This window comes from Mesorhizobium loti R88b (genome assembly GCF_013170845.1).
Classification (GTDB): Bacteria; Pseudomonadota; Alphaproteobacteria; order Rhizobiales; family Rhizobiaceae; genus Mesorhizobium; species Mesorhizobium loti_B.
Genome location: NZ_CP033367.1, coordinates 2,634,549 through 2,655,427, shown reverse-complemented (window position 1 = coordinate 2,655,427; position 20,879 = coordinate 2,634,549). Strand labels below are relative to the sequence as shown.

The window sequence follows — 20,879 nt, the reverse complement described above, 5'->3', positions numbered from 1 at the left end:
GACCATGCACCCGCCCTTGTCAGTCGCTGGTTGAAACGATAGGGCCGTGGCAGCGTCTCCTTCGCACCTTCCCACCGGGCCCCACCCATGAAACCCAGGGACATCGCCGCCTACGCCTTCCTGGCCGTCACCTGGGGCCTGTCGTTCCTTGTCCTGCTCAAGGTCGTGCATGCCTTTGGCTGGGTCGGCGCGGTCACCCTGCGGTCGCTGATCGCCGGCACGACGCTCTTCCTGTTGGCCGCCGCGACACGGCGGCGGCTTGATTTCAGCGCCGGCTGGCGGCATTTCGTCGTGGTTGGCGCGACGACAGTCGCGGCACAGCTGATCGGCCTGTCCTACGCAACGCCGCGCATCGGCACGGCGATGGCCGCCATCCTCGTTGCCGCGATCCCGCTGTTCTCGATGATCCTCGGCCAGTTGTGGGGGCTGGAGCGCATCACACTTCGTGGACTGGCAGGGTTGCTGGTCGGCGCCACGGGGATCATCATCCTGGTCGGCTTCCCTGCTGTCCCGATCACGGCCTCCTTCGCGTTCGGGTGCGCCGCCTCGCTGTTCAGCTCCTTCTCCGCTGCCTTCGGCAGCAATTACGCCAACCGCCATTTGCGCTCGGCAGGCTCGTTCGAACTCACCGGCGCCGCCTTCCTGTTCGGCGGCCTGATGACGCTGCCATTGCTGTTGGTCGTGCCGGTGCCGGCCATGCCAACCCTTGCCGACGTCCTGTATCTTGTCCTTCTCGCCTGCGTGATGAGCGCGCTGACTTATGTCGTCTATTTCCGGCTGGTGGCCAGCATCGGCGCGACCAGGACGATCAGCGTCGAATTCGCCGTGACCACGATCGCGGTGCTGGTTGGCACCGTCATGCTCGGCGAGTCGCTGACCATCATCCAGGGTTTCGGCGCGCTGGCGATCATCGGCGGATGCATATTGGTGCTGGACCCGTTTCCGCGCCGGGTGAAGGCGACCGCCTTGCCATCATCCCCGCCTTTGGTGTAATCGCTCCCTAACACTCGAACGTCTCGAAAGGAGGGCTCACGTGTTTACGTTTTTTCGTCACCATCGTCAGCGTGGCCCGATTTCTGCCCTGCGAGTTCGCTTGCAGGGCTGACCAGGGACGGTCCGGGTTTTTCCCGCTTCGATTTTTTGGTCTGCCCTTCGTGGTGCGCAACACTGAGCCTGATGGCCGGAATGCGCACCGTCAAAGTGCATTGAGCCGGACACCGGCAAGACCAGAGAAATCAAAATGGCCTTGATCAGCCTCAAAAACCTCGGCGTCACCATGAGTGCGCCGCTGTTTGCAAACCTCGACCTCACCATTGGCGCCGGCGACCGGCTCGGCATCGTTGCCGCCAACGGCCGCGGCAAGTCGACCTTGCTGAAATGCCTGACCGGCGAGATGGAGCCGACCTCCGGCGACATCACCCGCACGCGCGGCCTGCGCGTCGGCCATGTCGAACAGGCCGTTCCCCCCGCTTTGCTCGGCCGCACCTTCTATCAGGTGGTTGCCGATGCCTTGCCGCCGGAGCAGGCCGACAGCGAGCTGTGGCGTGTCGACGTGGTGCTGGATTCGCTTGATGTGCCGGAGGCGATGCGCGAGCGAAAAATGCAGGCGCTGAGCGGCGGCTGGCAAAGGCTGGCGCTGATCGCCCGCGTCTGGGTCACTGATCCCGACGTGCTGCTGCTCGACGAGCCGACCAACCATCTCGACCTTGCCCGCATCTCCCAGCTGGAAAGCTGGCTGAACGCATTGCCGCGCGAGGTGCCCGTCGTCATCGCCAGCCATGACCGCGCCTTCCTCGACGCCGCTACCAACCGGACGCTGTTCCTGCGCCCGGAACAATCGCCGGTTTTCGCGCTGCCCTATTCCCGCGCCAGACAGGCTCTCGACGAGGTCGACGCCTCGACGGCGCGCAAGTTCGAGCGCGACATGAAGGTCGCTCAGCAGCTGCGAAAGCAAGCCGCCAAGCTCAACAACATCGGTATCAATTCGGGCAGCGACCTGCTGACGGTGAAAACCAAGCAGCTCAAGGAACGTGCGGAGAAGCTGGAAGAGGCCGCGAACCCGGCGCATCGCGAGAAGTCGGCCGGTGCGATCCGGCTTGCCAATCGCGGCACCCACGCCAAGGTGCTGATCACGCTCGACGACGCGGCGGTCGAAACGCCTGACGGCACGCTGCTGTTCAGGACCGGCAAGCGCCACATCTGCCAGGGCGACCGCATTGTGCTGCTTGGCAGCAACGGCGTCGGCAAGTCGCGTTTCGTCAATTTGATCCGCAACGCCATCGTCGAGCCCGACACGGTGCCGAACGTGAAGGTGACGCCGTCGACAGTGCTCGGCTACAGCGACCAGGCGCTATCCGGCATCAGCGGCGACGACACGCCGCTTGCGATGGTCTCGCGCCGCTATGATGTCGGCGAACAGCGAGCCCGCTCGCTGCTTGCCGGCGCCGGCGTGGTCATCGAGATGCAGGAGAAAAAGATCGGCGTGCTGTCCGGTGGCCAGAAGGCGCGGCTGATGATGCTGGCGCTGAGGCTCGCCAACCCCAACTTCTACCTGCTCGACGAGCCGACCAACCATCTCGACATCGACGGCCAGGAAGCGCTGGAGGAGGAATTGCTCAGGCACCAGGCAAGCTGCGTGCTGGCCTCGCACGACCGCTCCTTCATCCGCAATGTCGCCAACCGCTTCTGGCTGATCGAGAAGCGGAAGCTGACCGAGGTGGAAGACCCGGAGGGCTTTTCCGCGACGTGGCCGAAGCGGGCGGTTGAAGAAGGCCACGCCTCCGTCGGGCCGGCATTCGAGGGTTGCCGGCCCGCACTTTCCCGCCAGCCGGAAAAGGCGCATCCTCAGGGTTTCGCGAGCCGAGGGAGGAAACCGGTCATGCGCGGGGTGGACGTCGTCAATAACCTTTATGATGCCTATGCAAAACGCGACATCGTGGGCGCGCTGGCCCACTGTTCCGACGATGTCGTCTTCCGCTGGGTCGCCGAACCGCAGGCCCCTTTCATCGCGGCAGGCAACGGCAAGCAGGAGTTCCTTGCCCGCCTCATGGCGCTGGACAAGGATTTCGAATATCGGAGCTTCGTCCCGGTGGACATCATCGACGGCGGCGACAGGATCGCGGCACAGGTCGAAATCCATATGACGCGCAAAACCACCGGCCAGGAGCTTGTCATGCGAATCGCTGATTTCTGGACGCTACGCGACGGCGAGATCATCGAGATGGTGGAATATTACGATACCGCGCTCGCCGCATCGGTCATCTGAAATAGTTTCGACGACCTGTCGGATCGCCTGAACCTGCCTCGTCCTTGGGATGCCGACACGATGATGCCGGCATCAACCCAGGGAGAACCATCATGTCGGTCTTTTCATCCATCGGTCGCATCGCAACCCGGTATGCGGCAGCGCGTGCCCGCCACCGCAGCGAACGCATCCTGCTTTCACTGCCGGCAGCAGTGCGCAAGGATATCGGCTTTCCGGAAATCCTCGACACCCATTACGGCCCTCGCGATTGACGCCGGCCGCCAAGGTGGCCTCCAGTCAATCATGCGTGTCGCCCGAAAGCGGCGTCGCCTGCATCGATCCGCGCGTTTCGAAAGCCTCGAACCAGCGCGTCAGCCGCGCCCGAGAGCGGAAAGGCGGCAGGTTGCGGAACGCCATCCAGGACAGCGTGGTGGCGAGCGCTATATGGCCGACATGGAGCGGCGCTTCGTCGTCCAGCGTGCTTTCGATCCAGTCGTAGCTCGCTTCGATCTTGTCCCGGTATCCCTGCGCAAGAGCACCATAGCGCAGCGGTTCGGGTCTCCTTTCCGTCTCCCAGCGCAAGGCTATGCCCGTCTGCGCCAACCCTTGGGCGACCGACTGCAGCCGCAATGCCTGCCAGCGCGCCTCGCCGTCTTGCGGCAAAAGCTTGCGGCCGTCATGCAGCGTGTCGAGATAGGCGCAGATGACGTCGGAATCGAAGAGCGCCGATGCGTCCGGCCGTAGCAGCACCGGCACTTTGCCGAGCGGATTTTCGGCATAGACGCGGGCATTGCGCAAGGTTGGACTGGTCTCGTGATGGATAACCTCGAGCCGATCGGCAATGCCGACCTCATGGGCGAAGACAAGCGCCTTGCGCGCGAAGGGTGAGTGGGTCTGGTAGTAGAGGATCATTGTCGTCTCAGGGGCTTTGAGGAAGCGGCACGAAGCCCCCGTTTCTAGCCTGCGCGCTGCGAGAATTGCGCTCTGATTGGGGGCCGTCGACGCAAGTTCGTTTCACGCCTTCTGTTCAAACCGCCGTTTGCACTGCCCGCCAAAAAATTTCGCGACCGTGTAGGATCGCCGTCACCTCACGCGTCCTAGGGTTCGCAAGGCCAAGCCAAACGCCCAAGCCAGAAGCAAAGAGGAGCAAGACATGACTGACCAGACCCCCGTTCAGCCCAGGGCAGAAGTGCTCGGCGGATTGACCCCTTATCTGCAGGTCGACGGCGCCTTCAAGGCTGCCGAATTCTACGCAAAGGCCTTTGGCGCGGAACAGGTCTTTTCCTATCCGCCTGACGAAAAAGGCCGCACCATGCATGTCCATCTTCACGTCAACGGCTCGACGCTGATGCTGGGCGACGCCTTTCCCGAACACGGCCACCCCCACCAGAACCCACAGGGCTACACGCTGCAGCTGCATCTCCAGGACGACACGATCGAAACCTGGTGGCAGCGCGCCATCGAGGCCGGTTGCGAGGAAGTGGTGCCGCTGCAGGTGATGTTCTGGGGCGACCGCTGGGGCCAGGTGAAAGATCCATTTGGCGTCGCCTGGGCGATGAACGCGCCGGTGAAATAGGCTTCCTAGCGAGCAGGCGTCGCCCGCCAATGTCAGGGCTGACGCGCTCACCGCGCCGGGTCGTATCCCCGCCGACCCGGCGCTCGTTTTTCAGCAAAGGAGTTCGCCATGTCCTATGTCGATGGTTTCGTACTTGCCGTGCCAAAGGCAAAACTCGACGACTACAAGAAGCTGGCCAGCCTCGCAGGCCCGATATGGAAGGAACACGGCGCGCTTGCCTATGTCGAATGTATCGGCGACGACGTGCCCTATGGCGAGTTGACCTCGTTTCCACGCGCCGTTCAGGCGAAAGACGACGAGATCGTCGTCTTCGCCTGGGCGGTCTATGAATCCAGGCAGAGCCGCGACACGGTGATGGCCAAGGTGATGGCCGACCCGCGTTTGAAACCCGATTGGGGGACCATGCCCTTCGACGCCAAGCGCATGATCTTCGGCGGCTTCCAGCCGTTCATGGAGCTTTGAATTGCTCTGCCCCAGGGTAGGTTGAGATTGAGGTCAGGCCGAACCGAGAACGGTGGTTTCCGAGAACCGGAACGGAACGTACTTCAAGTACGTGAGTACCGGAAGCGAAGGGGACCGCCGTTCGCAGGCCGGCCTCACCTCAATATCAGCCCAGCTTGTCGAGCAGCGGCTTCAGCCGGTCCCCATAGCGCTTCCACAGATCGACCGAGCCTTGATACATCGGCTGGCGCACCTGCGCGGCGGAAGCCGTGCGCACCGGCCGGTCGGTCTCGTGGAACGACAAGACGGCATCGTCCCATGGCAGGCCGAGATAGTCGATGAGCGCCCAGCTCTGCCCTTCCTGATCGGCGACGAAATCCTCATAGCGCACATCATGCACGACGCCGGGCAACACGCTGTGCCAATGCGCCATGATGTCTGTGTAGAGATTGTGGAAGTCGGCGAGTTCGCTGAGCTCATAGCCATAGCGGTGGCTGTCACCCCGGAAATGCACCTTGAAGATGGACAGGCATGTCGCAACGGCATCGCGGGCGACGTGGATGATCCTGGCCTTCGGCATCATCATGTGGATGAAGCCGATTAGCAGGAAGTTGCCCGGCATCTTGTCGGTGACATGGCTGATATGGGGATAGCGGGCATGCAGCATGTCGAGATAGGCTTGGCCTGCCTCGGCAAAATCCGCATCATCCGTCTCCGACACGCCCCAGGGAAAGCCGCCTGGCATGTTTGCCGGGAACTGATTGCCGACCACCTTCTTCAAGATGCTAAGCTCGCCCGCGCCATAGACCTTGGGATGGCTGGCGATGATCTGTTCGACCAGCGTCGTGCCGGAGCGCGGCATGCCGACGACGAAGATCGGCGCGTCATCGGTGATCGGGCTCGGTCTGCGCCTTTCGAAGAAGCCGACATCGAACACCGTCTTCATCGCCTCGAATTCGGCGCGCGTCTTGACGGGATCATAGTTGATGCCCTTGCGGCGAATGGCATTGCCTTCGGCGAAATAGTCGAAGGCCCTGGAGTAATCCTTCAAATCGTCATTGGCCTTGCCGAGGCCGAAGGACAGCTGCATGCGTGCCAAGCTGTCCTGCGGCGCCTTGGCATGCTCTGCTTCCATGCCGGCCAATTCGGCATCGCGCTCCTTCTGGCGCTTGACCTGCGTCAGCATCAGCCAGGCCGTGGCCATGCCGGGGTTCACCGCCAGCGCCTGCCGGAACAGGTCGGCCGCCTCGTCGAGCTTGCCCTTTTCCATCAGCCCGACGCCCAGCCCGCGCAGCAGGTCTGCATCTTTGGGGCGGATGGTCAGCGCTTCGCGGAAGACAGCCAGCGCCTCATCCAGGCGTCCGGATTCCTGCAGCGTCTCGGCAAGCCCGATCCGAGCGCGGACATGGAAGGGATTGCGCGCGACCGTGCCGCGATAGATCTCCTCTGCCTCCTCGAACTGGCCAAGCTGCGTCAGCGACGAGCCGAGATTGTCGCGCGCCGCGAGTTGCTCCGGCCGCAGATCCACCGCGCCTCGGAAGAAATCGATTGCCGCGGCGACGCGGCCGAGGTCGCGCATCACCGTGCCGAAATTGTTGAGGAAATCGGCGTTCGTCGGCTGCAGGCTCACCGACTGCTCTATGAGATCCAGCCCCTCTTCGCTGCGCCCGGTCTGGTGCAGCAGCAGCCCCAGGAAATGCGCCGCGGCCGCGTGTTTGGGCTGACGCGCCAGCACCTGCCGGTAGATCGTCTCAGCCTCTTGCCGGCGCCCGGCCTGATGCAATTGCAGGGCCTGCTGGACGTACTGGTCGAGGCCCAACGGCGGCTGTCCGCCCGCGCCAGACCTGGCTCCCGCACCCGCCGCTCGTCTCTGATCTCTGTTAATGGGAAACCTGCCGTGTTTGTCCGCCTGCCGCGATCTAAGCCATTGGCGCGGCAGGTTCAAGTCTTGGCGTGGTTCTGCGCCCTTTCGACGCCTTGCAGCGATCAGATCAGGCGGTTGGCTTCGGCAACCTGCCTGGCCCGCCTCACGGTGCCATCGGTGTCGGAGATCGTGCGCCTCGCCGCCTCATCGCTTCTGATGGTCAGCCGTGCCGACTTGACGATCATCGGCTGGCCATTGGCGCCAATGGCAATGGCGTGCATGGCGGTTGGCTTGATAATCGGATTGACCGCTGCGGTCTTCCCTCTCGAGGTTCTGACGGAAACCATGTTTTATCCTTTTCCGGAGCAAATAAAATACAGATGCCAGGGAAAACCCCCAGCACGTTCACAAGAATTTTTTAGAAATATCTTGAACCCATAGCAGAATTATCTGAACATTTATAGCGATCTATTTTTCGGCCAAAGCCGGCAGATTTTACAAATCTTCTTGAAAAGGTTGCCCAATCGAGCTATATGACAAAGATCGTTTGGGCCAGAATTGGCATCTCGCGGCGTCAGAGGTTCTCGACCCGCCAATCTCATTCCAAATCATCGGCACCGGGCGCGCGGCAGATTGGCCGTGCGACGATTTCTCAGTCCTCGAAAGACACAAATGACCACCGGAACCGTGAAGTTCTACAATGGCCAGAAGGGTTTTGGCTTCATTCAGCCGACCGATGGCGGCAAGGACGTATTCGTCCATGTCAGCGCATTGGAGCGCGCCGGTTTCCCTGGCCTCGCCGAAGGCCAGAAGCTGCAATTCGAGTTGGAGCGTGACGGCAAGGGCCGCGACTCGGCCGCCAATCTGCAACTGATCTGATCCGGCCGAATTCGATGAACGCTGACCACGGATGTACTGGCAGCTCTCGAAATCGGCTTATTTCCGGTGATTGCCGGAAATAGGAAAGCGGGGCCTCGTCCCCGCTTTTTTGCTTTCAGGCCGCCGTTTTACGTGACGACCAAAGCGTGAACCGATCAAGATGTGAACCAGTCAAGGCCAGGACAATGCCGGACCGCACCACCCACTCTATCGCCCACTTCACCGCAGCTTTCGCGCTCGGTGGTCTGGAGGGCCAGTTGCCGGCCGGCGACTACGACATCGATCATGATGAAGAGCTGATCGAGGGCATGTCGCGCGCTGCCTGGCGTCGCGTTGCCACCTTCATTCACCTGCCGGCAAGGGGCGGTTGAGAACCCGACCACCAGCCAGCTTGTCGCCATCGACCACCTCGAACTCGAAACCGCGCTGAAGCGCGACCGGGAGAATGCAGCATGATCCGTTTCCAGCAGAATACGCGCCCGCGCACCGACACCCCCTCTCACCTTTTCGCCATCGGCCAGACGGTGCGCATGAAGAGCCGCACCGGCCTCGTCCAGAAGACGGCGGAACTGTTCGAGATCAAGAGCAGGCTGCCGGTCAAGGACGGCTCGCCGCAATACCGCATCCGCAGCGAGCAGGAGACCCACGAGCGGGTCACCACCGAAGACAATCTCGAACCGGCAGACAATCCGGTTGTCGCCGGCAATCCAGCGGTCTGAAATCCCCGAAAAGCCAGCCAACACGCATAGGAGCGTCCATGTCCAAGGGTCAACAGCGAAGCAATCGCGAAACGCGCAAGCCGAAGAAAGACAAGGTCGTGGCCAAGGCGGCCGCTCCCTTCGGCTCATCGGTCAAGCAGGCGGAGAGCAGCCTGAAGCCGAAGTCCAAGAGCTGACATCCAAGAACTGATATCCCCTGGGGCGCTTCACATGCGCCCCATCGCCCGCTGTGAGCAGGCGATGAACTGACGCAACAAGCCAAATGCTCTGACACGGAGGCTTGCTTGAACTTCGTCATCGAGTTCTACAGGTCGCGCGACGCCGAGGAAGCGACGCTCGACAAGGTGTCGCTGGAAGCGCCCACGCTACGCGCCGCCCTGCAAGGTGCGACCGCCCTGTTCCACAGCCTGGCCATGCCGCAGATCCCCGACCGCCTGCGCATCTGCGACGAGGACGGCAGAGAGCTTTATGCCGGGCCGGCCGATGGAGCGTATCGGGCCTGATGGATTTCGCCCGCCTCAACGCGGCGCGTCTTGGCAACCGCATCCGGATAATCATCGCCGCGCAACCGCAAGCGCCTTGCGACGTTGGGCCTGCACAGCCATTTGCAGGAGCCACACGATGTCCCTCACCGCCTTTGCCCTGAACTGCTCGCTGAAAGCGTCCGGCGACAAGGAAAAATCCTCGACTGACAAGATTATCGCCGATCTGCTCTCGGCGCTCAAACCGCATGGCGTGAAGGGCGAGGTCGTGCGCGCGCTCGATCATGACATCAAGCCTGGCGTGCTCTCCGACATGGGCAAGGGCGACCACTGGCCAAAGCTGCGCGAAAAGATCGTCGCCGCCGATATCTTCATCCTTGGCCTGCCGATCTGGATGGGTCAGCCCTCCAGCATCGCCAAGCGTGTCATGGAGCGCATGGATGCCTTTCTCGATGAGGCCGACGACAAGGGCCGCATGCCGGCCGCCGGCAAGGTCGCGCTGGTGGCGATCGTCGGCAATGAGGATGGCGCCCACCATTGCCATGCCGAATGCTTCCAGGCGCTCAACGATGTCGGCTTTACGATTCCCGCCAATGGCGGCGTCTACTGGGTTGGCCAAGCCATGGGCGACGTCAACTATGTCGACCTGCCGAAGACCCCGAAAGCGGTCTCCGGCATGATCGAGATGGCAGCGTCAAATGCCGCGCATCTGGCCACCCTGCTGAAGGCCAGGGCCTATACCGGGGTGGCCAAGTAGCGCCTTCTCAGCACGGCCCATCGCCAACGATGCGATAATCCGCGGCGCGGGCTTCGCAGGCGTTGGGGAAGCTGCGCATCTCGCCGTGCCGGCGGGCGCAGACAGGCGCGTATTCGCGGGTGCAGAACGTCTGCTCTTCCCCACCGCCACCGCCACCGCCACCGCCGTCACCACGGCAGGGACCGTCGCGCACGATGCGGTAACCGGCGCGGTCGGCAAGGCAGCCGTTGGCGAAAGTCTGGCGATCGTCGCCGCGGCGGGCGCAGACCGGCTCGTATTGCCTGGAGCAATATTGCGGTTCGGGGCGCGGCGGGCGTGGACGGGGTCCCGGTCCGTCATCGACGACCACTGTGCAGGCGGCCAGAAGCGCCGACACGCACAGCAAGGCAAACCCTTGCAGCGAGAAGCCAAAACCTTGCCGCGAAAACATTGACGCCAGAAATTTCATGCTGATCTCTCCCCCGATCGCGATCCTCACCATTGCCCCGATCCTCGCCATTCCCTTGTCAAATGCAACCCCTGTTTGCAGCCTCGCACCGGGGCGGCGTCGGGAACCAGGGCGACCGGCAATGGCTGTCGTTGGCCGCCTCTGGCCCATGCGTGACTGTGGCTGTGGGCCGATGACCCGATCCGCAACCAAGCCTATCTGCGGCCCATCGACGCTCAAATCAGTCGATTCTTGCGTCGGGATGCGCCCAGTGCGGCGGCCCGCGGCGCTATCTTGCAACCTTCACGTTTCCGTGCGATAAATTCCGTGTTCGGGCATTTGCGACCCGGAGAGCGGAACGTTTTGGACGACCTTTCCCCGATACTGTGAATCTCTGACGGCCCCGTTTTCGGCGGGGGGTTTGACCATGCGCCAATGCATGACTGCCGAAGCAACCACCGGGAACTGCCCATTGCGCCAGGCGGCGGGCGGAACCACCAAAGACTGAACGGGTGAAGGAGTTTCCCCAATGGCCCAGACCGGCACCGTTAAATTCTTCAACGCTACCAAAGGCTTCGGTTTCATCACGCCCGATGGTGGCGCCAAGGACGTGTTCGTCCATATCTCGGCGATCGAGGCTTCGGGCCTGCGCACGCTCGTCGACGGCCAGAAGGTCACCTTCGACGTCGAGCCGGACCGCATGGGCAAGGGCCCCAAGGCGGTCAATCTCCGCGCTGCCTGAGGCATCGGCGCGCCGCACGTCCTTGACGGCGTGCGAAGGAGGTTCCAGGCCATAAATGGCGACTGGAGGCACAAACGAATTTTGAAGGCGCGGTGATTTTCGCCGCGCCTTTTTCATGTCGGAACTTTTTTCATATCCGCAGCTTTTTCAGGGCACTGACGCTACGGAAGTGCCTGCAAAACTTTCTCTTGCCGATGACGCTAAAATAAAGGACAAATTTCCTCTCGGGCATTTGCCGGCCCGAGACTGGAGTTTATGGGATCAAAGGGAGCTTCCCATGCCGCAGACCGGCACCGTCAAATTCTTCAACCATGCCAAGGGCTTCGGCTTCATCACGCCGGACGATGGCGCGAAGGATGTCTTCGTCCATATTTCGGCCGTGCAGGCGTCGGGTCTTCCCGGTCTCGAAGATGGGCAGAAAGTGACATTCGACACCGAGCCGGACAAGCGCGGCAAGGGACCCAAGGCCGTCAACCTGTCGGTCGGCTGAGCCGGCTTCAGACCAGGTCGGCGGGCAGCCGCGCCTAGCGAGCGTGCGATTTTCGGCGCCTTTTTTTGAATTATTACGTCGAAATCCGTTCAGCCCCCGTTCAGCCACGGTCGCATATTAGTCTTTGGTAAAGCCGGACCGCATCCCCTGCAAACTGCACGGCCCGGTACGAAGGAGACCAAGATGAACAGAATTTTCAAGACTGTCGTGCTGTCCGCCGCCGTGGCCGGCACCATGCTTGCGGCCTTGCCCGCGGCCAACGCCGATGACTGGGGTCATCACCGCCGCCACCACAACGGCGATGCCATTGCCGCCGGAGTCCTCGGCCTCGCGGCCGGCGCGCTGATCGGTGGCGCGTTGGCCAATGACCAGCCACCCGCCTACGCTGACCGCTACTACGATGACGGCTACGACCGTGACGTCGTGGTGCGCCCGGCCCCGGTCCGCCGCTATTACGCCGAGCCACAGGTTGTCTATGCCGACCGCTATGCCGAGCCGTGGACCCGTGACTGGTACAACTACTGCTCGGACCGCTACCGCACCTTCAACAGCCGCACCGGCACGTTTACCGGCAATGACGGCGAGCAGCATTTCTGCACCGCGAACTGAGTGCATGTCGCCCAAAAGTGCGCAGCGGTTTTGGGATAACGACTTGCAAGGCAAGAGGTTAAAGCGCGAAGCGCTTTTATGACTTCCCTGCCCCAAAACAAAAAAGCGCTGACCGCGAGGTAAGCGCTTTTTTGCTGTTTAGCTCTCCGCCGCTGGTGGGCCGATCCAGCTGAATATCCGCTTAGCCTAGGTCAGGAACGGATTGGTCCTGCGCTCCTCGCCGAAACGGCCGCCGGGGCCGTGGCCGCAGATGAAACCGATGTCATCGCCCAGCGGCAACAGCTTGTCCTTGATCGAAGCAATCAGCGTCGCGTGGTCGCCGCCCGGCAGGTCGGTGCGGCCGACCGAGCCACGGAACAGCACGTCGCCGACATGGGCAAACTTGGCCGCGCGGTTGTAGTAGACGACATGACCCGGCGCATGGCCTGGGCAATGCAGCACCTCGAACACATGCGAACCGAACGACACTGTTTCGCCCTCGGTAAGGAACCGGTCGGGCGCGCAGTTGCGCGAGCCGGCAATGCCGTAGCGCTTGCCCTGGTTCTCCAGATTGTCGAGCAGGAACTTGTCGGCCACATGCGGTCCGATGATGTCGACGCCGAGTGCTTCCTTCAGCTCCATGGCGCCGCCGGCATGGTCGATATGGCCATGCGTGATCCAGATTGCCCCGGCCGTGATCGCATTGTCCTTCAGCACCGCCAGCACCTTGTCGATGTCGCCGCCCGGATCGACGACGACGCCGTGCTTGTCATCCATGTCGAACAGGATGGTGCAGTTCTGCTGAAAGGGTGTGACCGGCACGATGCCGGCATTGAGCTGACCCATGATCGTCCTTTCGATGTTCACGCGGTGATGTAGAGGCGTGTGCCAAAGGCGTCCAGCCCTCGAAAGACGAACGGTCAGTCGCTTCAAAAACAGAAATGGGCGGCCGAAGCCGCCCATTTGACCAGGCCGAAGCCGTTGGACCTTACTTCTTCATGGCGCCCATGACCGCACCGATAATGCCGGTCAGGATCGCACCGCCGCCGGCGCCGCCGACGATGTTCTGCAGGTTGAGCGAGCTGCCCAGGCCGCTCGTCGCAGCCGCTGCCGCGGCCGGATCGACCCCGTGGCCGAGCAGGCTGCCTAGGATCGCCGCGCCGCCGACGCCGCCAATGGCGCCACCCAGGATCTTGGGAAGCTGTCCCAGCGCCGCCGTCTTGATCGCAGCACCCACCGCCTGACCACCGATGATGCCTGTAATGATCTGAATGATGATCGGAAGAAGCGTGTTCATGTCCATATGATGAGTCCCTCCATAGCTGCCAGCCTCCCGGGCCGACACCATCATGAGACGCCGAATTGGATGAAAGTCAAATGCAGAAACGCTGAAATAAAAGGGGCGGTTCGAAAACCGCCCCTGCTTGCACGAAAAGCTGTGACTATCGTTATTCTGCGGCGATTGCGTGCTTCGGCTGAACCGCGGCAGAATAGTCATTCATAAGGTTCTTGGCGATCTCGCCGACCTCGAATCGGTAAGGGCCGATCTCCGACACCGGCGTTACTTCCGCCGCCGTCCCAGTCAGGAAGCATTGCTCGAAGCCCTCAAGTTCTTCCGGCATGATGGCGCGTTCGATGACTTCCAGGCCGCGATCCCTGGCCAGCCCAATGACCGTGCGGCGGGTGATGCCGTCGAGGAAGCAGTCGGGTTTCGGCGTGTGGATCTTGCCATCCTTGACGAAGAAGATGTTGGCGCCCGTTGCTTCCGCAACTTGCCCGCGCCAGTCGAGCATCATGGCGTCGGCATAGCCCTTGGCTTCGGCCGCGTGCTTGGACATGGTGCAGATCATGTAGAGGCCGGCGGCCTTCGACTTCGAGGGGGCCGTGCGCGGGTCGGGCCGGCGCCATTCGGCCATGTCGAGGCGGATGCCCTTCAGCTTCTGCGCCGGGTCGAAATAGCTCGGCCACTGCCAGATCGCGATAGCGACATTGATGCGGTTGTTCTGCGCCGAAACGCCCATCTGCTCGCTGCCGCGCCAGGCGATCGGTCTGACATAGGCGTCCTGGAAACCCTGCTTCTTCAAAAGCGTGGTCGAGGCGTCGTTAAGCTCGGCGACCGAATAGGGGATCTTGAAGCCGAGCAGGCGCGCCGACTCATGCAGGCGCTCGGTGTGCTCGTTGAGCTTGAAGATCTCGCCGCCATAGGCGCGCTCGCCCTCGAAGACCGCGCTTGCATAATGCAGACCGTGCGTCAGCACATGGATCTTGGCGTCGCCCCACGGAATGAACTCGCCATTCATCCAGATGAAGCCGTCCAGTTGATCGAAGGGAACGGATGCCATGGTAACCTCCCGCGGACCTCGGCCCGCATAGCTCAGTGTCGTTGCGTGTTCTTTTTGGCCGCGCCATGCAATTTGAGACGCCGGCCGGTGTCTCGAAGCGTAGGCGGATAATCGCGCTCTGGCAAACTCAGGAAGTTCCGGAAAAACCGGCCTGCCTTGCCTTTTCGTTCGCAATCCGCCCAAAAGCTTGTCAAAAATTACCATTGCAGGGAAATTACGTCAATAGTACTGACATAATCTCCCGTTCCCATGGAGAAATGATGACGGATCGAAGCCCAGCTGCCGGAAAACCGATCAGGACCGCGATGTCAGTCGAGGACGGCATCGACTTCGCCATCATCGAACTGTTCTTCTTCGCCTATCGTGACTTCACCTCCGATCCCGACCAGATCCTGGCCGACTACGGCTTCGGCCGTGCCCATCACCGGGTGCTGCATTTCGTCAACCGCAGGCCGGGCCTGACGGTCGCCGAACTGCTCGATGTGCTGAAGATCACCAAGCAGAGCCTGGCGCGCGTGCTCAAGCAGCTGATCGACACCGACCATGTCGTGCAATTGCAAGGTCCGCGCGATCGCCGCCAGCGCGAACTCTATCCGACGGCCAAGGGCCGTGCGCTGGCCCTGGCCCTGGCGCGGCCACAGTCGCGCCGCATCCGTGCTGCATTGGAAGATTCCGGCGCCGCCGAACGGACCTTGGTGGAACGCTTCCTCGAAGCGATGGTCAATCCGGAACTGAGAGCTCAGATCGACGTTGGGTCCGCAAAGATGTCAGGGAAAAGCCATGGAGAGCACTGAGAGGGTCGAACAGGCCGCACCAGATGACGACGCGCCGCATCTGCTCGTGGTCGACGACGACACCCGCATCCGCAATCTTCTCAAGCAGTATCTGACCGAAAACGGCTTTCGCGTCACTGTCGCCGGCAATGCCGGCGAAGCCAGGCGCAAGCTGGCCGGCCTCGATTTCGACCTGCTCGTGCTCGACGTCATGATGCCGGGCGAGACCGGCGTCGACCTCACCAAGTCGCTGCGGGCCGAAAAGAATGTGCCGATCCTTATGCTGACGGCGCTGTCGGAAACCGACAGCCGCATCTCAGGGCTGGAGGCCGGTGCCGACGACTATTTGCCAAAACCCTTCGATCCGCGCGAGCTGATCCTGCGCATCAACAACATCCTGCGCCGTGGCGGCCCGGCGACGACGCCCAAGGTCGAGCAACTGGTCTTCGGCCCCTACACCTTCCAGATCGCCAGGCGCGAATTGAAGCGTGGCGGCGAGGCGCTGAAGCTGACCGACCGCGAGCAGGAGATCCTGGCGATCTTCGCCGCGCGCGCCGGCGAGACCATCCCGCGCCACGAACTGGTCGGTGACGATTCGGAGGTCGGCGAGCGTACCATCGACGTCCAGATCAACCGTCTGCGCCGCAAGATCGAGCGCGATCCGTCCAATCCGGTCTGGTTGCAGACCGTGCGCGGTATTGGGTATCGGCTCAGTGTGGAATAGAGTATCGGACGCGGCACTGGAGCATGATCCCGAAAAGTGGGAACCGGTTTTCGCGGACAAACGGCTTTCGTTTGTCCAGAGATCATGCTCCATCTGATGCCGCCGACGAAATGAAAAGAGCCAATGGCGACGACGGAACTGGAAGGGCCGGGACCTGACGGCTTGAGTGCACGCGCCACGCGAACGCTCAAGGCGGTGCCGCGTATCTGGAACCGGTTCTGGCGCCTCGTCTCGCTCTACATGCCCAAGCGCCTCTATGCGCGCTCGCTGATCATCGTCATCGCGCCGATGATCCTGCTGCAATCGGTCGTCGCCTTCGTCTTCATGGAGCGCCATTGGGCAACGGTGACGCAGCGCCTGTCGCAGGCCACCGTGCGCGACATCGCCGCCATCATCGACCTGATCGAGACCTACCCGCACGACGCCGATTACGCCAACATCATCCGCATCGCGCAGGACCGTATGCAACTGAAGGTCGATCTGCTGCCGCCCGATCCTTTGCCGCCGCCCGGTCCGAAACCGTTCTTCTCGATTCTCGATGATGTTCTCTCGGCCGAAATCACCCGCCAGATCAACCGCCCATTCTGGATCGACACGGTCGGCAATTCCAACATCGTCGAAGTGCGCGTCCAGCTCGAGAACAAGGTGCTGCGCGTCTTCGTGCGTCGCAGCCAGGCCTATGCCTCCAACACCCACATCTTCCTGATCTGGATGGTCGGCACATCGCTGGTGCTGTTGATGATCGCGATCCCCTTCCTGCGCAATCAGATCCGGCCGATCCTCACACTTGCGGAGGCTGCCGAAAGCTTCGGCAAGGGTCGGCCGATGCCGCGCGATTTTCGCCCGCGCGGCGCCGAAGAGGTGCGCCGCGCCGGCTTTGCCTTCATCCAGATGCGCGAGCGTATCGAACGCCAGATCGACCAGCGCACCGCCATGCTGACCGGCGTCAGCCATGACCTGAGAACCATCCTCACCCGTTTCAAGTTGCAGCTGGCGCTGGCCGGCGGCAAGACCGAGACCAAGGCCGCACTCAACCAGGACATCGATGACATGCAGTCGATGCTGGAAGGCTATCTTGCCTTTGCCCGCGGCGAAGCCTCTGAGGACCCGGGGCGTTTCGATCTCGAAGCCTATTTCCAGAAGCTCGGCGAGGAAGCCGCCTTGCGCAAATGCAAGCTGTCGACGACGCTTTCCGGCGATCCGACCGTGCATGTCAGGCCGGTCGCGTTCGCCCGGCTGTTGTCCAACGTCATCGGCAACGCCTTCCGTTATGCCAAGACGGTGGAGGTCAGCGCCAATCACGGCCGTGGCTCGCTCGTGGTCACCGTCGATGACGATGGTCCAGGCATTCCGCTCGACAGGCGCGAGGACGTGTTCAAACCCTTCGTGCGGCTCGACGAGGCCCGCAACCTCGACGCCAGCGGCACCGGCCTCGGCCTGTCGATTGCCCGCGACATCGCCCGCAGCCATGGCGGCGACATCAGCCTCGACGACAGCCCGCTCGGCGGCCTGCGCGCCGTCATCAAGGTTCCGGCATAATCTGCAGAAAGACGGGCTTCATCCGCCCGTCATGAAACCATGGTCAAGAGCGCGCATGAAGCGCGCCACCACACTTGATTCGTCCTTGCCGCCTCACTTCGACCCCGTTCCCACCCGGGTGCGCTGGAGCGAAGCGAGGGCAGCAGGCTGGTCGCCGTTCCGGCATCGTTTCAAGGCAACCGTCGACCTTTCCAGCAAAGGGCCGCCATGCGCATAGTGATGGTCACCGACGCCTGGCGCCCGCAAGTCAATGGCGTCGTCCACACGCTGGAGCGGCTCACCGAAACGTTGAAGTCCTTCGACGTCGCGGTGGATTTCCTGACGCCGAACATCTTTCGCACACTGCCCTTGCCGACCTACCCCGACATCAGGCTGGCGCTGACCACGCCCGGCCATGTCGCGCGTCTGATCGATGCCTACAAGGCCGACCACATCCACATCGTCACCGAGGGGCCGCTTGGCATCATGGCGCGGCGCTATTGCCGCAATGCCGGCCGGCCGTTCACCACCAGCTATCACACGCGCTTTCCCGAATATCTGAGCGCCCGTCTGCCGGTGCCGGAGAGCTGGGCCTATCGCTGGCTGCGCGATTTCCACAATTCCGGCCAGGGCACGCTGGTCGCCACCCAGTCGCTCGCCGATGATCTTTCAGCACGCGGCTTCAACAAGCTGCGGCCATGGACGCGTGGTGTCGACACCGAGCATTTCCGTCCCGACAAGCGCAAGGACCTCGGCTTCCCCGGCCCGGTCTTCCTCTGCGTCGGCCGCGTCGCCATCGAAAAGAACCTCTCCGCCTTCCTCGACCTCGACCTGCCCGGCAGCAAGGTGATCGTCGGCGAGGGCCCGGAACTCGCCAAGCTCAAGGCGCGCTACCCCCAGGCGCATTTCCTCGGCCACCGCCCCAATGACGAACTGGCCGAAATCTATGCCTCGGCCGATGTCTTCGTCTTCCCCAGCCGCACCGACACGTTCGGCAACGTCATCATCGAGGCGCTGGCCAGCGGCACGCCGGTTGCCGCCTATCCGGTGACCGGGCCGATCGACATTGTCGGCGACGGCATTGGCGGCGCGGTCTCGACCGATCTCCGCGAGGCCTCGCTTGCCGCCCTCAAGGTCGACCGCACCGAGGCGCGCGAACGCGCCATGCGCTACAGCTGGAAAGCCTGTGCGGAGATGTTTCTCGACTGTGTCGAGGAAGCGCTCGGCAGGACGCGGAAGCTGGCGGCCTAGAACAACCTGCCGCCATCCGGCACCTTGCGCTCTATCGCGCCAAGCACCACCGCGCCCTCCTCGTCGGGAAAGCCGAGCGTCAGCACTTCCGACATGAACGGGCCGATCTGGCGCGGCGGGAAATTCACCACCGCGAACACCTGACGGCCGACCAGCGTCTGCGGCGTATAGTATTTGGTGATCTGCGCCGAGGACTTCTTCACCCCGATGTCGGGCCCGAAATCGATCTTCAGCTTGAAGGCGGGCTTGCGCGCTTCCGGAAACGGTTCGGCCTCGACGATCGTGCCGGCGCGGATGTCGACACGATCGAAATCGGCAAAACTGATCTCGGGCTTGCGCTCGCTGCTTGTACTCATTGCCTTACCGCCGTGGCTCAGGCGTTGCCGTATGTCTCGAACAGCACGCCGGCCAATGCGTCCTTGGCCGAGGTTCCCGACCAGACGACGAACTGGAACGCCTGGAAATAGCATTCGCAGGCTTCCAGCGCCGAGGACAACAGCACCTCGACCTGCTGGCTCGACGGTTCGACCCCGCCGGCGAGCAGCAGCGACTGGCGGAACATGATCGCGCCTTCCTGCTCCCAGAGGTCGAAATGCCCAAACAGCATCTGTTCGTTGATCAGCGACAACAGCCGCATCACTTCCAGCGCGCGGGTCTCCGGCACCTTGATGTCGAAGGCGCAGGCGAGGTGCAGCGCCTCGAAATCCTCCATCCAGGAGAAGGAGACGTGATAATCGGTCCAGCTGCCGGCAACCGAGATCGAGATCTCGTCGTCACCTGCCCGTTCGAAGGACCAGTCATTGTTGTGGGCCACCTGCTCGATAACATCCACCGGATGGATTTCGCGGGAGTATTCGAGTTCGAGAAGTTCCATGGAATGCTTCCTGTGTTCAGGGGGAGCGCCTCACGCTCCGCGGGGCACACACGACGAACAATCTGATCTAGAACTCGGACGGCCAGGACTTTCTTCGCGCTAAAGACTACTTCTCGACGCAAAGACCCCAGACCGGACCCCACCGCCCGGCCGCATGACCCTGCTCCGAATCATGCAACAAATTCAGTCTATTGATCGGGAGTCGCGTGAACAGCCCAATTTTTCGCACTGCGGCATTCGCATGTGGAAAGGCGCTGTCACAAAGATTCATGCAATGCCGTTAAGCGATTCACGGCAAAGCGATTTTCAGGCTCGCACTATGTGGAAAAGTTTAACGATTATTTTTTTGCGCGGGGCTTTGCCGCCGCCGCTGGTGCGGCATCCCCAGCCAGTTCGGCGAGCTTGGCTTCAAGCGCCTCGATGCGGGCGGCAAGCCTGGTGTTCTCGTCGCGGGCCTTGGCGGCCATCTCACGCGCGGCCTCGAATTCTTCGCGCTGCACCACGTCCATCGAATTGAGGATGCGCTCCGCCTGCCCCTTCACGGCGGTCTCGACCTCACGGCGCACGCCTTGCGCGGCACCCGCGGCATCGGTCAAGAGCTTGGCGAATTCATCGAGAATGCGGTTCGGTCCGGTCGACATGGCAAATCCTCGCTTGCTCGAATTCACGTAATGGCGCTGGGCGCCGAATGCAAGAACGTTGAGGGCTGGTGCGGCCTCTGCGTTGCTATGGCGCATGGCACCGGCAAGCCTATAGGAAGCTCTCAAACAGTCCTAAGCTGTACTTGAGAACGCCAAATCGCCTATTGTGTTTCATCGCATCTCGCGTCCAGCACCGCTCGTCTCCAATCCAAGGTCAACCAATGGCAACGCCTCCGCGCCGACCGACAAACCCATTCGAAGCCGCCGAAGCGGCCTTCAAGCCGGTCAAGAAACCGGCAGCTCCGGCTCGCGAACCGTCGACCGCGCCGAATGTCCGCGAGCTTGTCTCGATCCGGATCGACCGGGCCGTGCTCGATCATTTCCAGGAAGACGGTCCCGGCTGGCAGGACAGGATCAACGACGCATTACGGCAGTTGGTGACCGCCAAGGGTTAAGCTCACCACCCACAGCGCGATGGCTTGCAAAAGGTGATCCGTCGCGACGCTTGACGGCCACCACCTTGCCTTGACCCTGCCAAAACCCTGCC

The 20,879-nt window shown here is 62.3% G+C and carries 28 protein-coding genes and 1 pseudogene; 19 read left to right on the top strand and 10 right to left on the bottom strand.

What is annotated here, in order from left to right:
- Positions 1 to 87 precede the first annotated feature (87 nt).
- The 3 genes from EB235_RS12855 to EB235_RS12840 all read left to right on the top strand — a co-directional run bounded on the left by EB235_RS12855 (position 88) and on the right by EB235_RS12840 (position 3,516).
- Positions 88 to 993 carry a DMT family transporter gene (locus EB235_RS12855; RefSeq protein ID WP_027030611.1) on the top strand — a complete coding sequence of 302 codons (906 nt, stop codon included), beginning with the start codon at positions 88 to 90 and terminating at the stop codon, positions 991 to 993.
- Between the two features lie 247 nt (positions 994 to 1,240).
- On the top strand, positions 1,241 to 3,265 hold the full coding sequence (locus EB235_RS12850; protein WP_080680808.1) for an ATP-binding cassette domain-containing protein: 2,025 nt from the start codon (positions 1,241 to 1,243) through the stop codon (positions 3,263 to 3,265).
- Between the two features lie 92 nt (positions 3,266 to 3,357).
- Positions 3,358 to 3,516 (top strand): hypothetical protein, encoded by a 159-nt coding sequence (locus tag EB235_RS12840; protein ID WP_080680809.1) that lies wholly within the window; start codon positions 3,358 to 3,360, stop codon positions 3,514 to 3,516.
- Positions 3,517 to 3,541: 25 nt separating this feature from the next.
- Here the strand turns inward: EB235_RS12840 and EB235_RS12835 are convergent, their stop codons facing one another.
- A complete protein-coding gene (locus EB235_RS12835; protein ID WP_027030612.1) occupies positions 3,542 to 4,156 on the bottom strand; it encodes a glutathione S-transferase family protein in 615 nt (204 codons plus the stop codon).
- A gap of 241 nt (positions 4,157 to 4,397) precedes the next feature.
- Between EB235_RS12835 and EB235_RS12830 the strand changes: the two genes are divergently transcribed.
- Positions 4,398 to 4,820 (top strand): VOC family protein, encoded by a 423-nt coding sequence (locus EB235_RS12830; protein ID WP_027030613.1) that lies wholly within the window; start codon positions 4,398 to 4,400, stop codon positions 4,818 to 4,820.
- A gap of 108 nt (positions 4,821 to 4,928) precedes the next feature.
- The gene (locus EB235_RS12825) at positions 4,929 to 5,282 is read left to right on the top strand and encodes a DUF1428 domain-containing protein (RefSeq protein WP_027030614.1); all 354 of its coding nucleotides are present in this window, start codon (positions 4,929 to 4,931) and stop codon (positions 5,280 to 5,282) included.
- A 145-nt stretch (positions 5,283 to 5,427) separates the two neighbouring features.
- On the opposite strand, the gene EB235_RS12820 is transcribed toward EB235_RS12825, so the two are convergent.
- Positions 5,428 to 7,206, bottom strand: a complete 1,779-nt coding sequence (locus EB235_RS12820; RefSeq protein WP_027030615.1) for a tetratricopeptide repeat-containing sulfotransferase family protein — start codon at positions 7,204 to 7,206, stop codon at positions 5,428 to 5,430.
- A gap of 41 nt (positions 7,207 to 7,247) precedes the next feature.
- Complete coding sequence (locus tag EB235_RS12815) at positions 7,248 to 7,472, bottom strand: hypothetical protein (RefSeq protein WP_027030616.1); 225 nt, start codon at positions 7,470 to 7,472, stop codon at positions 7,248 to 7,250.
- Positions 7,473 to 7,797: 325 nt separating this feature from the next.
- Here EB235_RS12815 and EB235_RS12810 point away from each other — a divergent pair, with 325 nt between their 5' ends.
- From EB235_RS12810 to EB235_RS12785, 6 genes and pseudogenes are all read left to right on the top strand, one after another.
- Complete coding sequence (locus tag EB235_RS12810; protein ID WP_027030617.1) at positions 7,798 to 8,004, top strand: cold-shock protein; 207 nt, start codon at positions 7,798 to 7,800, stop codon at positions 8,002 to 8,004.
- Between the two features lie 185 nt (positions 8,005 to 8,189).
- A pseudogene (locus EB235_RS12805) lies at positions 8,190 to 8,460 on the top strand (hypothetical protein).
- Entirely contained in the window at positions 8,457 to 8,723 is a 267-nt protein-coding gene (locus EB235_RS12800) for a hypothetical protein (protein WP_027030618.1), read from the top strand. Before EB235_RS12805 ends, EB235_RS12800 begins: the two are co-directional and overlap by 4 nt.
- A gap of 38 nt (positions 8,724 to 8,761) precedes the next feature.
- The gene (locus EB235_RS12795) at positions 8,762 to 8,899 is read left to right on the top strand and encodes a hypothetical protein (protein WP_167334868.1); all 138 of its coding nucleotides are present in this window, start codon (positions 8,762 to 8,764) and stop codon (positions 8,897 to 8,899) included.
- A gap of 108 nt (positions 8,900 to 9,007) precedes the next feature.
- Positions 9,008 to 9,226, top strand: a complete 219-nt coding sequence (locus tag EB235_RS12790) for a hypothetical protein (protein WP_027030619.1) — start codon at positions 9,008 to 9,010, stop codon at positions 9,224 to 9,226.
- Between the two features lie 118 nt (positions 9,227 to 9,344).
- Positions 9,345 to 9,962, top strand: coding sequence for a flavodoxin family protein (locus EB235_RS12785; protein WP_027030620.1), 618 nt, complete (start codon positions 9,345 to 9,347; stop codon positions 9,960 to 9,962).
- A gap of 7 nt (positions 9,963 to 9,969) precedes the next feature.
- Here EB235_RS12785 and EB235_RS12780 read toward each other — a convergent pair whose 3' ends face one another.
- The gene (locus tag EB235_RS12780; RefSeq protein ID WP_027030621.1) at positions 9,970 to 10,410 is read right to left on the bottom strand and encodes a Kazal-type serine protease inhibitor domain-containing protein; all 441 of its coding nucleotides are present in this window, start codon (positions 10,408 to 10,410) and stop codon (positions 9,970 to 9,972) included.
- 508 nt (positions 10,411 to 10,918) lie between these two features.
- On the opposite strand from EB235_RS12780, the gene EB235_RS12775 reads away from it, so the two are divergent.
- From EB235_RS12775 to EB235_RS12765, 3 genes are all read left to right on the top strand, one after another.
- Positions 10,919 to 11,131 carry a cold-shock protein gene (locus EB235_RS12775; protein WP_006202520.1) on the top strand — a complete coding sequence of 71 codons (213 nt, stop codon included), beginning with the start codon at positions 10,919 to 10,921 and terminating at the stop codon, positions 11,129 to 11,131.
- A 277-nt stretch (positions 11,132 to 11,408) separates the two neighbouring features.
- Complete coding sequence (locus EB235_RS12770; protein WP_008877668.1) at positions 11,409 to 11,621, top strand: cold-shock protein; 213 nt, start codon at positions 11,409 to 11,411, stop codon at positions 11,619 to 11,621.
- A 183-nt stretch (positions 11,622 to 11,804) separates the two neighbouring features.
- On the top strand, positions 11,805 to 12,230 hold the full coding sequence (locus EB235_RS12765; protein ID WP_027030622.1) for a BA14K family protein: 426 nt from the start codon (positions 11,805 to 11,807) through the stop codon (positions 12,228 to 12,230).
- Positions 12,231 to 12,416: 186 nt separating this feature from the next.
- On the opposite strand, the gene EB235_RS12760 is transcribed toward EB235_RS12765, so the two are convergent.
- From EB235_RS12760 to EB235_RS12750, 3 genes are all read right to left on the bottom strand, one after another.
- The gene (locus EB235_RS12760; protein ID WP_027030623.1) at positions 12,417 to 13,055 is read right to left on the bottom strand and encodes an MBL fold metallo-hydrolase; all 639 of its coding nucleotides are present in this window, start codon (positions 13,053 to 13,055) and stop codon (positions 12,417 to 12,419) included.
- Positions 13,056 to 13,197: 142 nt separating this feature from the next.
- Entirely contained in the window at positions 13,198 to 13,512 is a 315-nt protein-coding gene (locus EB235_RS12755) for a hypothetical protein (protein WP_027030624.1), read from the bottom strand.
- Positions 13,513 to 13,657: 145 nt separating this feature from the next.
- The gene (locus EB235_RS12750) at positions 13,658 to 14,551 is read right to left on the bottom strand and encodes a branched-chain amino acid aminotransferase (RefSeq protein ID WP_027030625.1); all 894 of its coding nucleotides are present in this window, start codon (positions 14,549 to 14,551) and stop codon (positions 13,658 to 13,660) included.
- Between the two features lie 260 nt (positions 14,552 to 14,811).
- On the opposite strand from EB235_RS12750, the gene EB235_RS12745 reads away from it, so the two are divergent.
- The 4 genes from EB235_RS12745 (at position 14,812) to EB235_RS12730 (ending at position 18,817) form a co-directional block, all read left to right on the top strand.
- A complete protein-coding gene (locus EB235_RS12745) occupies positions 14,812 to 15,345 on the top strand; it encodes a MarR family winged helix-turn-helix transcriptional regulator (protein ID WP_027030626.1) in 534 nt (177 codons plus the stop codon).
- On the top strand, positions 15,332 to 16,048 hold the full coding sequence (locus EB235_RS12740) for a response regulator (protein WP_027030627.1): 717 nt from the start codon (positions 15,332 to 15,334) through the stop codon (positions 16,046 to 16,048). The genes EB235_RS12745 and EB235_RS12740 overlap by 14 nt, the downstream gene beginning before the upstream one ends.
- Positions 16,049 to 16,171: 123 nt before the next feature.
- A complete protein-coding gene (locus EB235_RS12735; RefSeq protein WP_027030628.1) occupies positions 16,172 to 17,587 on the top strand; it encodes an ATP-binding protein in 1,416 nt (471 codons plus the stop codon).
- A gap of 207 nt (positions 17,588 to 17,794) precedes the next feature.
- Positions 17,795 to 18,817, top strand: coding sequence for a glycosyltransferase family 4 protein (locus EB235_RS12730; protein ID WP_027030629.1), 1,023 nt, complete (start codon positions 17,795 to 17,797; stop codon positions 18,815 to 18,817).
- On the opposite strand, the gene EB235_RS12725 is transcribed toward EB235_RS12730, so the two are convergent.
- The 3 genes from EB235_RS12725 to EB235_RS12715 all read right to left on the bottom strand — a co-directional run bounded on the left by EB235_RS12725 (position 18,814) and on the right by EB235_RS12715 (position 20,332).
- On the bottom strand, positions 18,814 to 19,173 hold the full coding sequence (locus EB235_RS12725; protein WP_027030630.1) for a tRNA-binding protein: 360 nt from the start codon (positions 19,171 to 19,173) through the stop codon (positions 18,814 to 18,816). The two genes, EB235_RS12730 and EB235_RS12725, sit on opposite strands and share 4 nt — an antisense overlap.
- 17 nt (positions 19,174 to 19,190) lie before the next feature.
- A complete protein-coding gene (locus EB235_RS12720; protein ID WP_027030631.1) occupies positions 19,191 to 19,691 on the bottom strand; it encodes a YbjN domain-containing protein in 501 nt (166 codons plus the stop codon).
- A 338-nt stretch (positions 19,692 to 20,029) separates the two neighbouring features.
- Positions 20,030 to 20,332 (bottom strand): accessory factor UbiK family protein, encoded by a 303-nt coding sequence (locus tag EB235_RS12715; protein ID WP_027030632.1) that lies wholly within the window; start codon positions 20,330 to 20,332, stop codon positions 20,030 to 20,032.
- Positions 20,333 to 20,553: 221 nt separating this feature from the next.
- On the opposite strand from EB235_RS12715, the gene EB235_RS12710 reads away from it, so the two are divergent.
- Complete coding sequence (locus EB235_RS12710) at positions 20,554 to 20,787, top strand: BrnA antitoxin family protein (protein ID WP_027030633.1); 234 nt, start codon at positions 20,554 to 20,556, stop codon at positions 20,785 to 20,787.
- Positions 20,788 to 20,879: the final 92 nt, after the last annotated feature.

What these genes read in the sequence shown, in the direction of transcription:
- EB235_RS12855 (WP_027030611.1), top strand. Translation starts at nt 88, where the DNA reads ATGAAACCCAGGGACATCGCCGCCTACGCCTTCCTGGCCGTCACCTGG.
- EB235_RS12850 (WP_080680808.1), top strand. Translation starts at nt 1,241, where the DNA reads ATGGCCTTGATCAGCCTCAAAAACCTCGGCGTCACCATGAGTGCGCCG.
- EB235_RS12840 (WP_080680809.1), top strand. Translation starts at nt 3,358, where the DNA reads ATGTCGGTCTTTTCATCCATCGGTCGCATCGCAACCCGGTATGCGGCA.
- EB235_RS12835 (WP_027030612.1), bottom strand. Translation starts at nt 4,156, where the DNA reads ATGATCCTCTACTACCAGACCCACTCACCCTTCGCGCGCAAGGCGCTT.
- EB235_RS12830 (WP_027030613.1), top strand. Translation starts at nt 4,398, where the DNA reads ATGACTGACCAGACCCCCGTTCAGCCCAGGGCAGAAGTGCTCGGCGGA.
- EB235_RS12825 (WP_027030614.1), top strand. Translation starts at nt 4,929, where the DNA reads ATGTCCTATGTCGATGGTTTCGTACTTGCCGTGCCAAAGGCAAAACTC.
- EB235_RS12815 (WP_027030616.1), bottom strand. Translation starts at nt 7,472, where the DNA reads ATGGTTTCCGTCAGAACCTCGAGAGGGAAGACCGCAGCGGTCAATCCG.
- EB235_RS12810 (WP_027030617.1), top strand. Translation starts at nt 7,798, where the DNA reads ATGACCACCGGAACCGTGAAGTTCTACAATGGCCAGAAGGGTTTTGGC.
- EB235_RS12800 (WP_027030618.1), top strand. Translation starts at nt 8,457, where the DNA reads ATGATCCGTTTCCAGCAGAATACGCGCCCGCGCACCGACACCCCCTCT.
- EB235_RS12795 (WP_167334868.1), top strand. Translation starts at nt 8,762, where the DNA reads ATGTCCAAGGGTCAACAGCGAAGCAATCGCGAAACGCGCAAGCCGAAG.
- EB235_RS12785 (WP_027030620.1), top strand. Translation starts at nt 9,345, where the DNA reads ATGTCCCTCACCGCCTTTGCCCTGAACTGCTCGCTGAAAGCGTCCGGC.
- EB235_RS12780 (WP_027030621.1), bottom strand. Translation starts at nt 10,410, where the DNA reads ATGAAATTTCTGGCGTCAATGTTTTCGCGGCAAGGTTTTGGCTTCTCG.
- EB235_RS12775 (WP_006202520.1), top strand. Translation starts at nt 10,919, where the DNA reads ATGGCCCAGACCGGCACCGTTAAATTCTTCAACGCTACCAAAGGCTTC.
- EB235_RS12770 (WP_008877668.1), top strand. Translation starts at nt 11,409, where the DNA reads ATGCCGCAGACCGGCACCGTCAAATTCTTCAACCATGCCAAGGGCTTC.
- EB235_RS12765 (WP_027030622.1), top strand. Translation starts at nt 11,805, where the DNA reads ATGAACAGAATTTTCAAGACTGTCGTGCTGTCCGCCGCCGTGGCCGGC.
- EB235_RS12760 (WP_027030623.1), bottom strand. Translation starts at nt 13,055, where the DNA reads ATGGGTCAGCTCAATGCCGGCATCGTGCCGGTCACACCCTTTCAGCAG.
- EB235_RS12755 (WP_027030624.1), bottom strand. Translation starts at nt 13,512, where the DNA reads ATGGACATGAACACGCTTCTTCCGATCATCATTCAGATCATTACAGGC.
- EB235_RS12750 (WP_027030625.1), bottom strand. Translation starts at nt 14,551, where the DNA reads ATGGCATCCGTTCCCTTCGATCAACTGGACGGCTTCATCTGGATGAAT.
- EB235_RS12745 (WP_027030626.1), top strand. Translation starts at nt 14,812, where the DNA reads ATGACGGATCGAAGCCCAGCTGCCGGAAAACCGATCAGGACCGCGATG.
- EB235_RS12740 (WP_027030627.1), top strand. Translation starts at nt 15,332, where the DNA reads ATGGAGAGCACTGAGAGGGTCGAACAGGCCGCACCAGATGACGACGCG.
- EB235_RS12735 (WP_027030628.1), top strand. Translation starts at nt 16,172, where the DNA reads ATGGCGACGACGGAACTGGAAGGGCCGGGACCTGACGGCTTGAGTGCA.
- EB235_RS12730 (WP_027030629.1), top strand. Translation starts at nt 17,795, where the DNA reads ATGCGCATAGTGATGGTCACCGACGCCTGGCGCCCGCAAGTCAATGGC.
- EB235_RS12725 (WP_027030630.1), bottom strand. Translation starts at nt 19,173, where the DNA reads ATGAGTACAAGCAGCGAGCGCAAGCCCGAGATCAGTTTTGCCGATTTC.
- EB235_RS12720 (WP_027030631.1), bottom strand. Translation starts at nt 19,691, where the DNA reads ATGGAACTTCTCGAACTCGAATACTCCCGCGAAATCCATCCGGTGGAT.
- EB235_RS12715 (WP_027030632.1), bottom strand. Translation starts at nt 20,332, where the DNA reads ATGTCGACCGGACCGAACCGCATTCTCGATGAATTCGCCAAGCTCTTG.
- EB235_RS12710 (WP_027030633.1), top strand. Translation starts at nt 20,554, where the DNA reads ATGGCAACGCCTCCGCGCCGACCGACAAACCCATTCGAAGCCGCCGAA.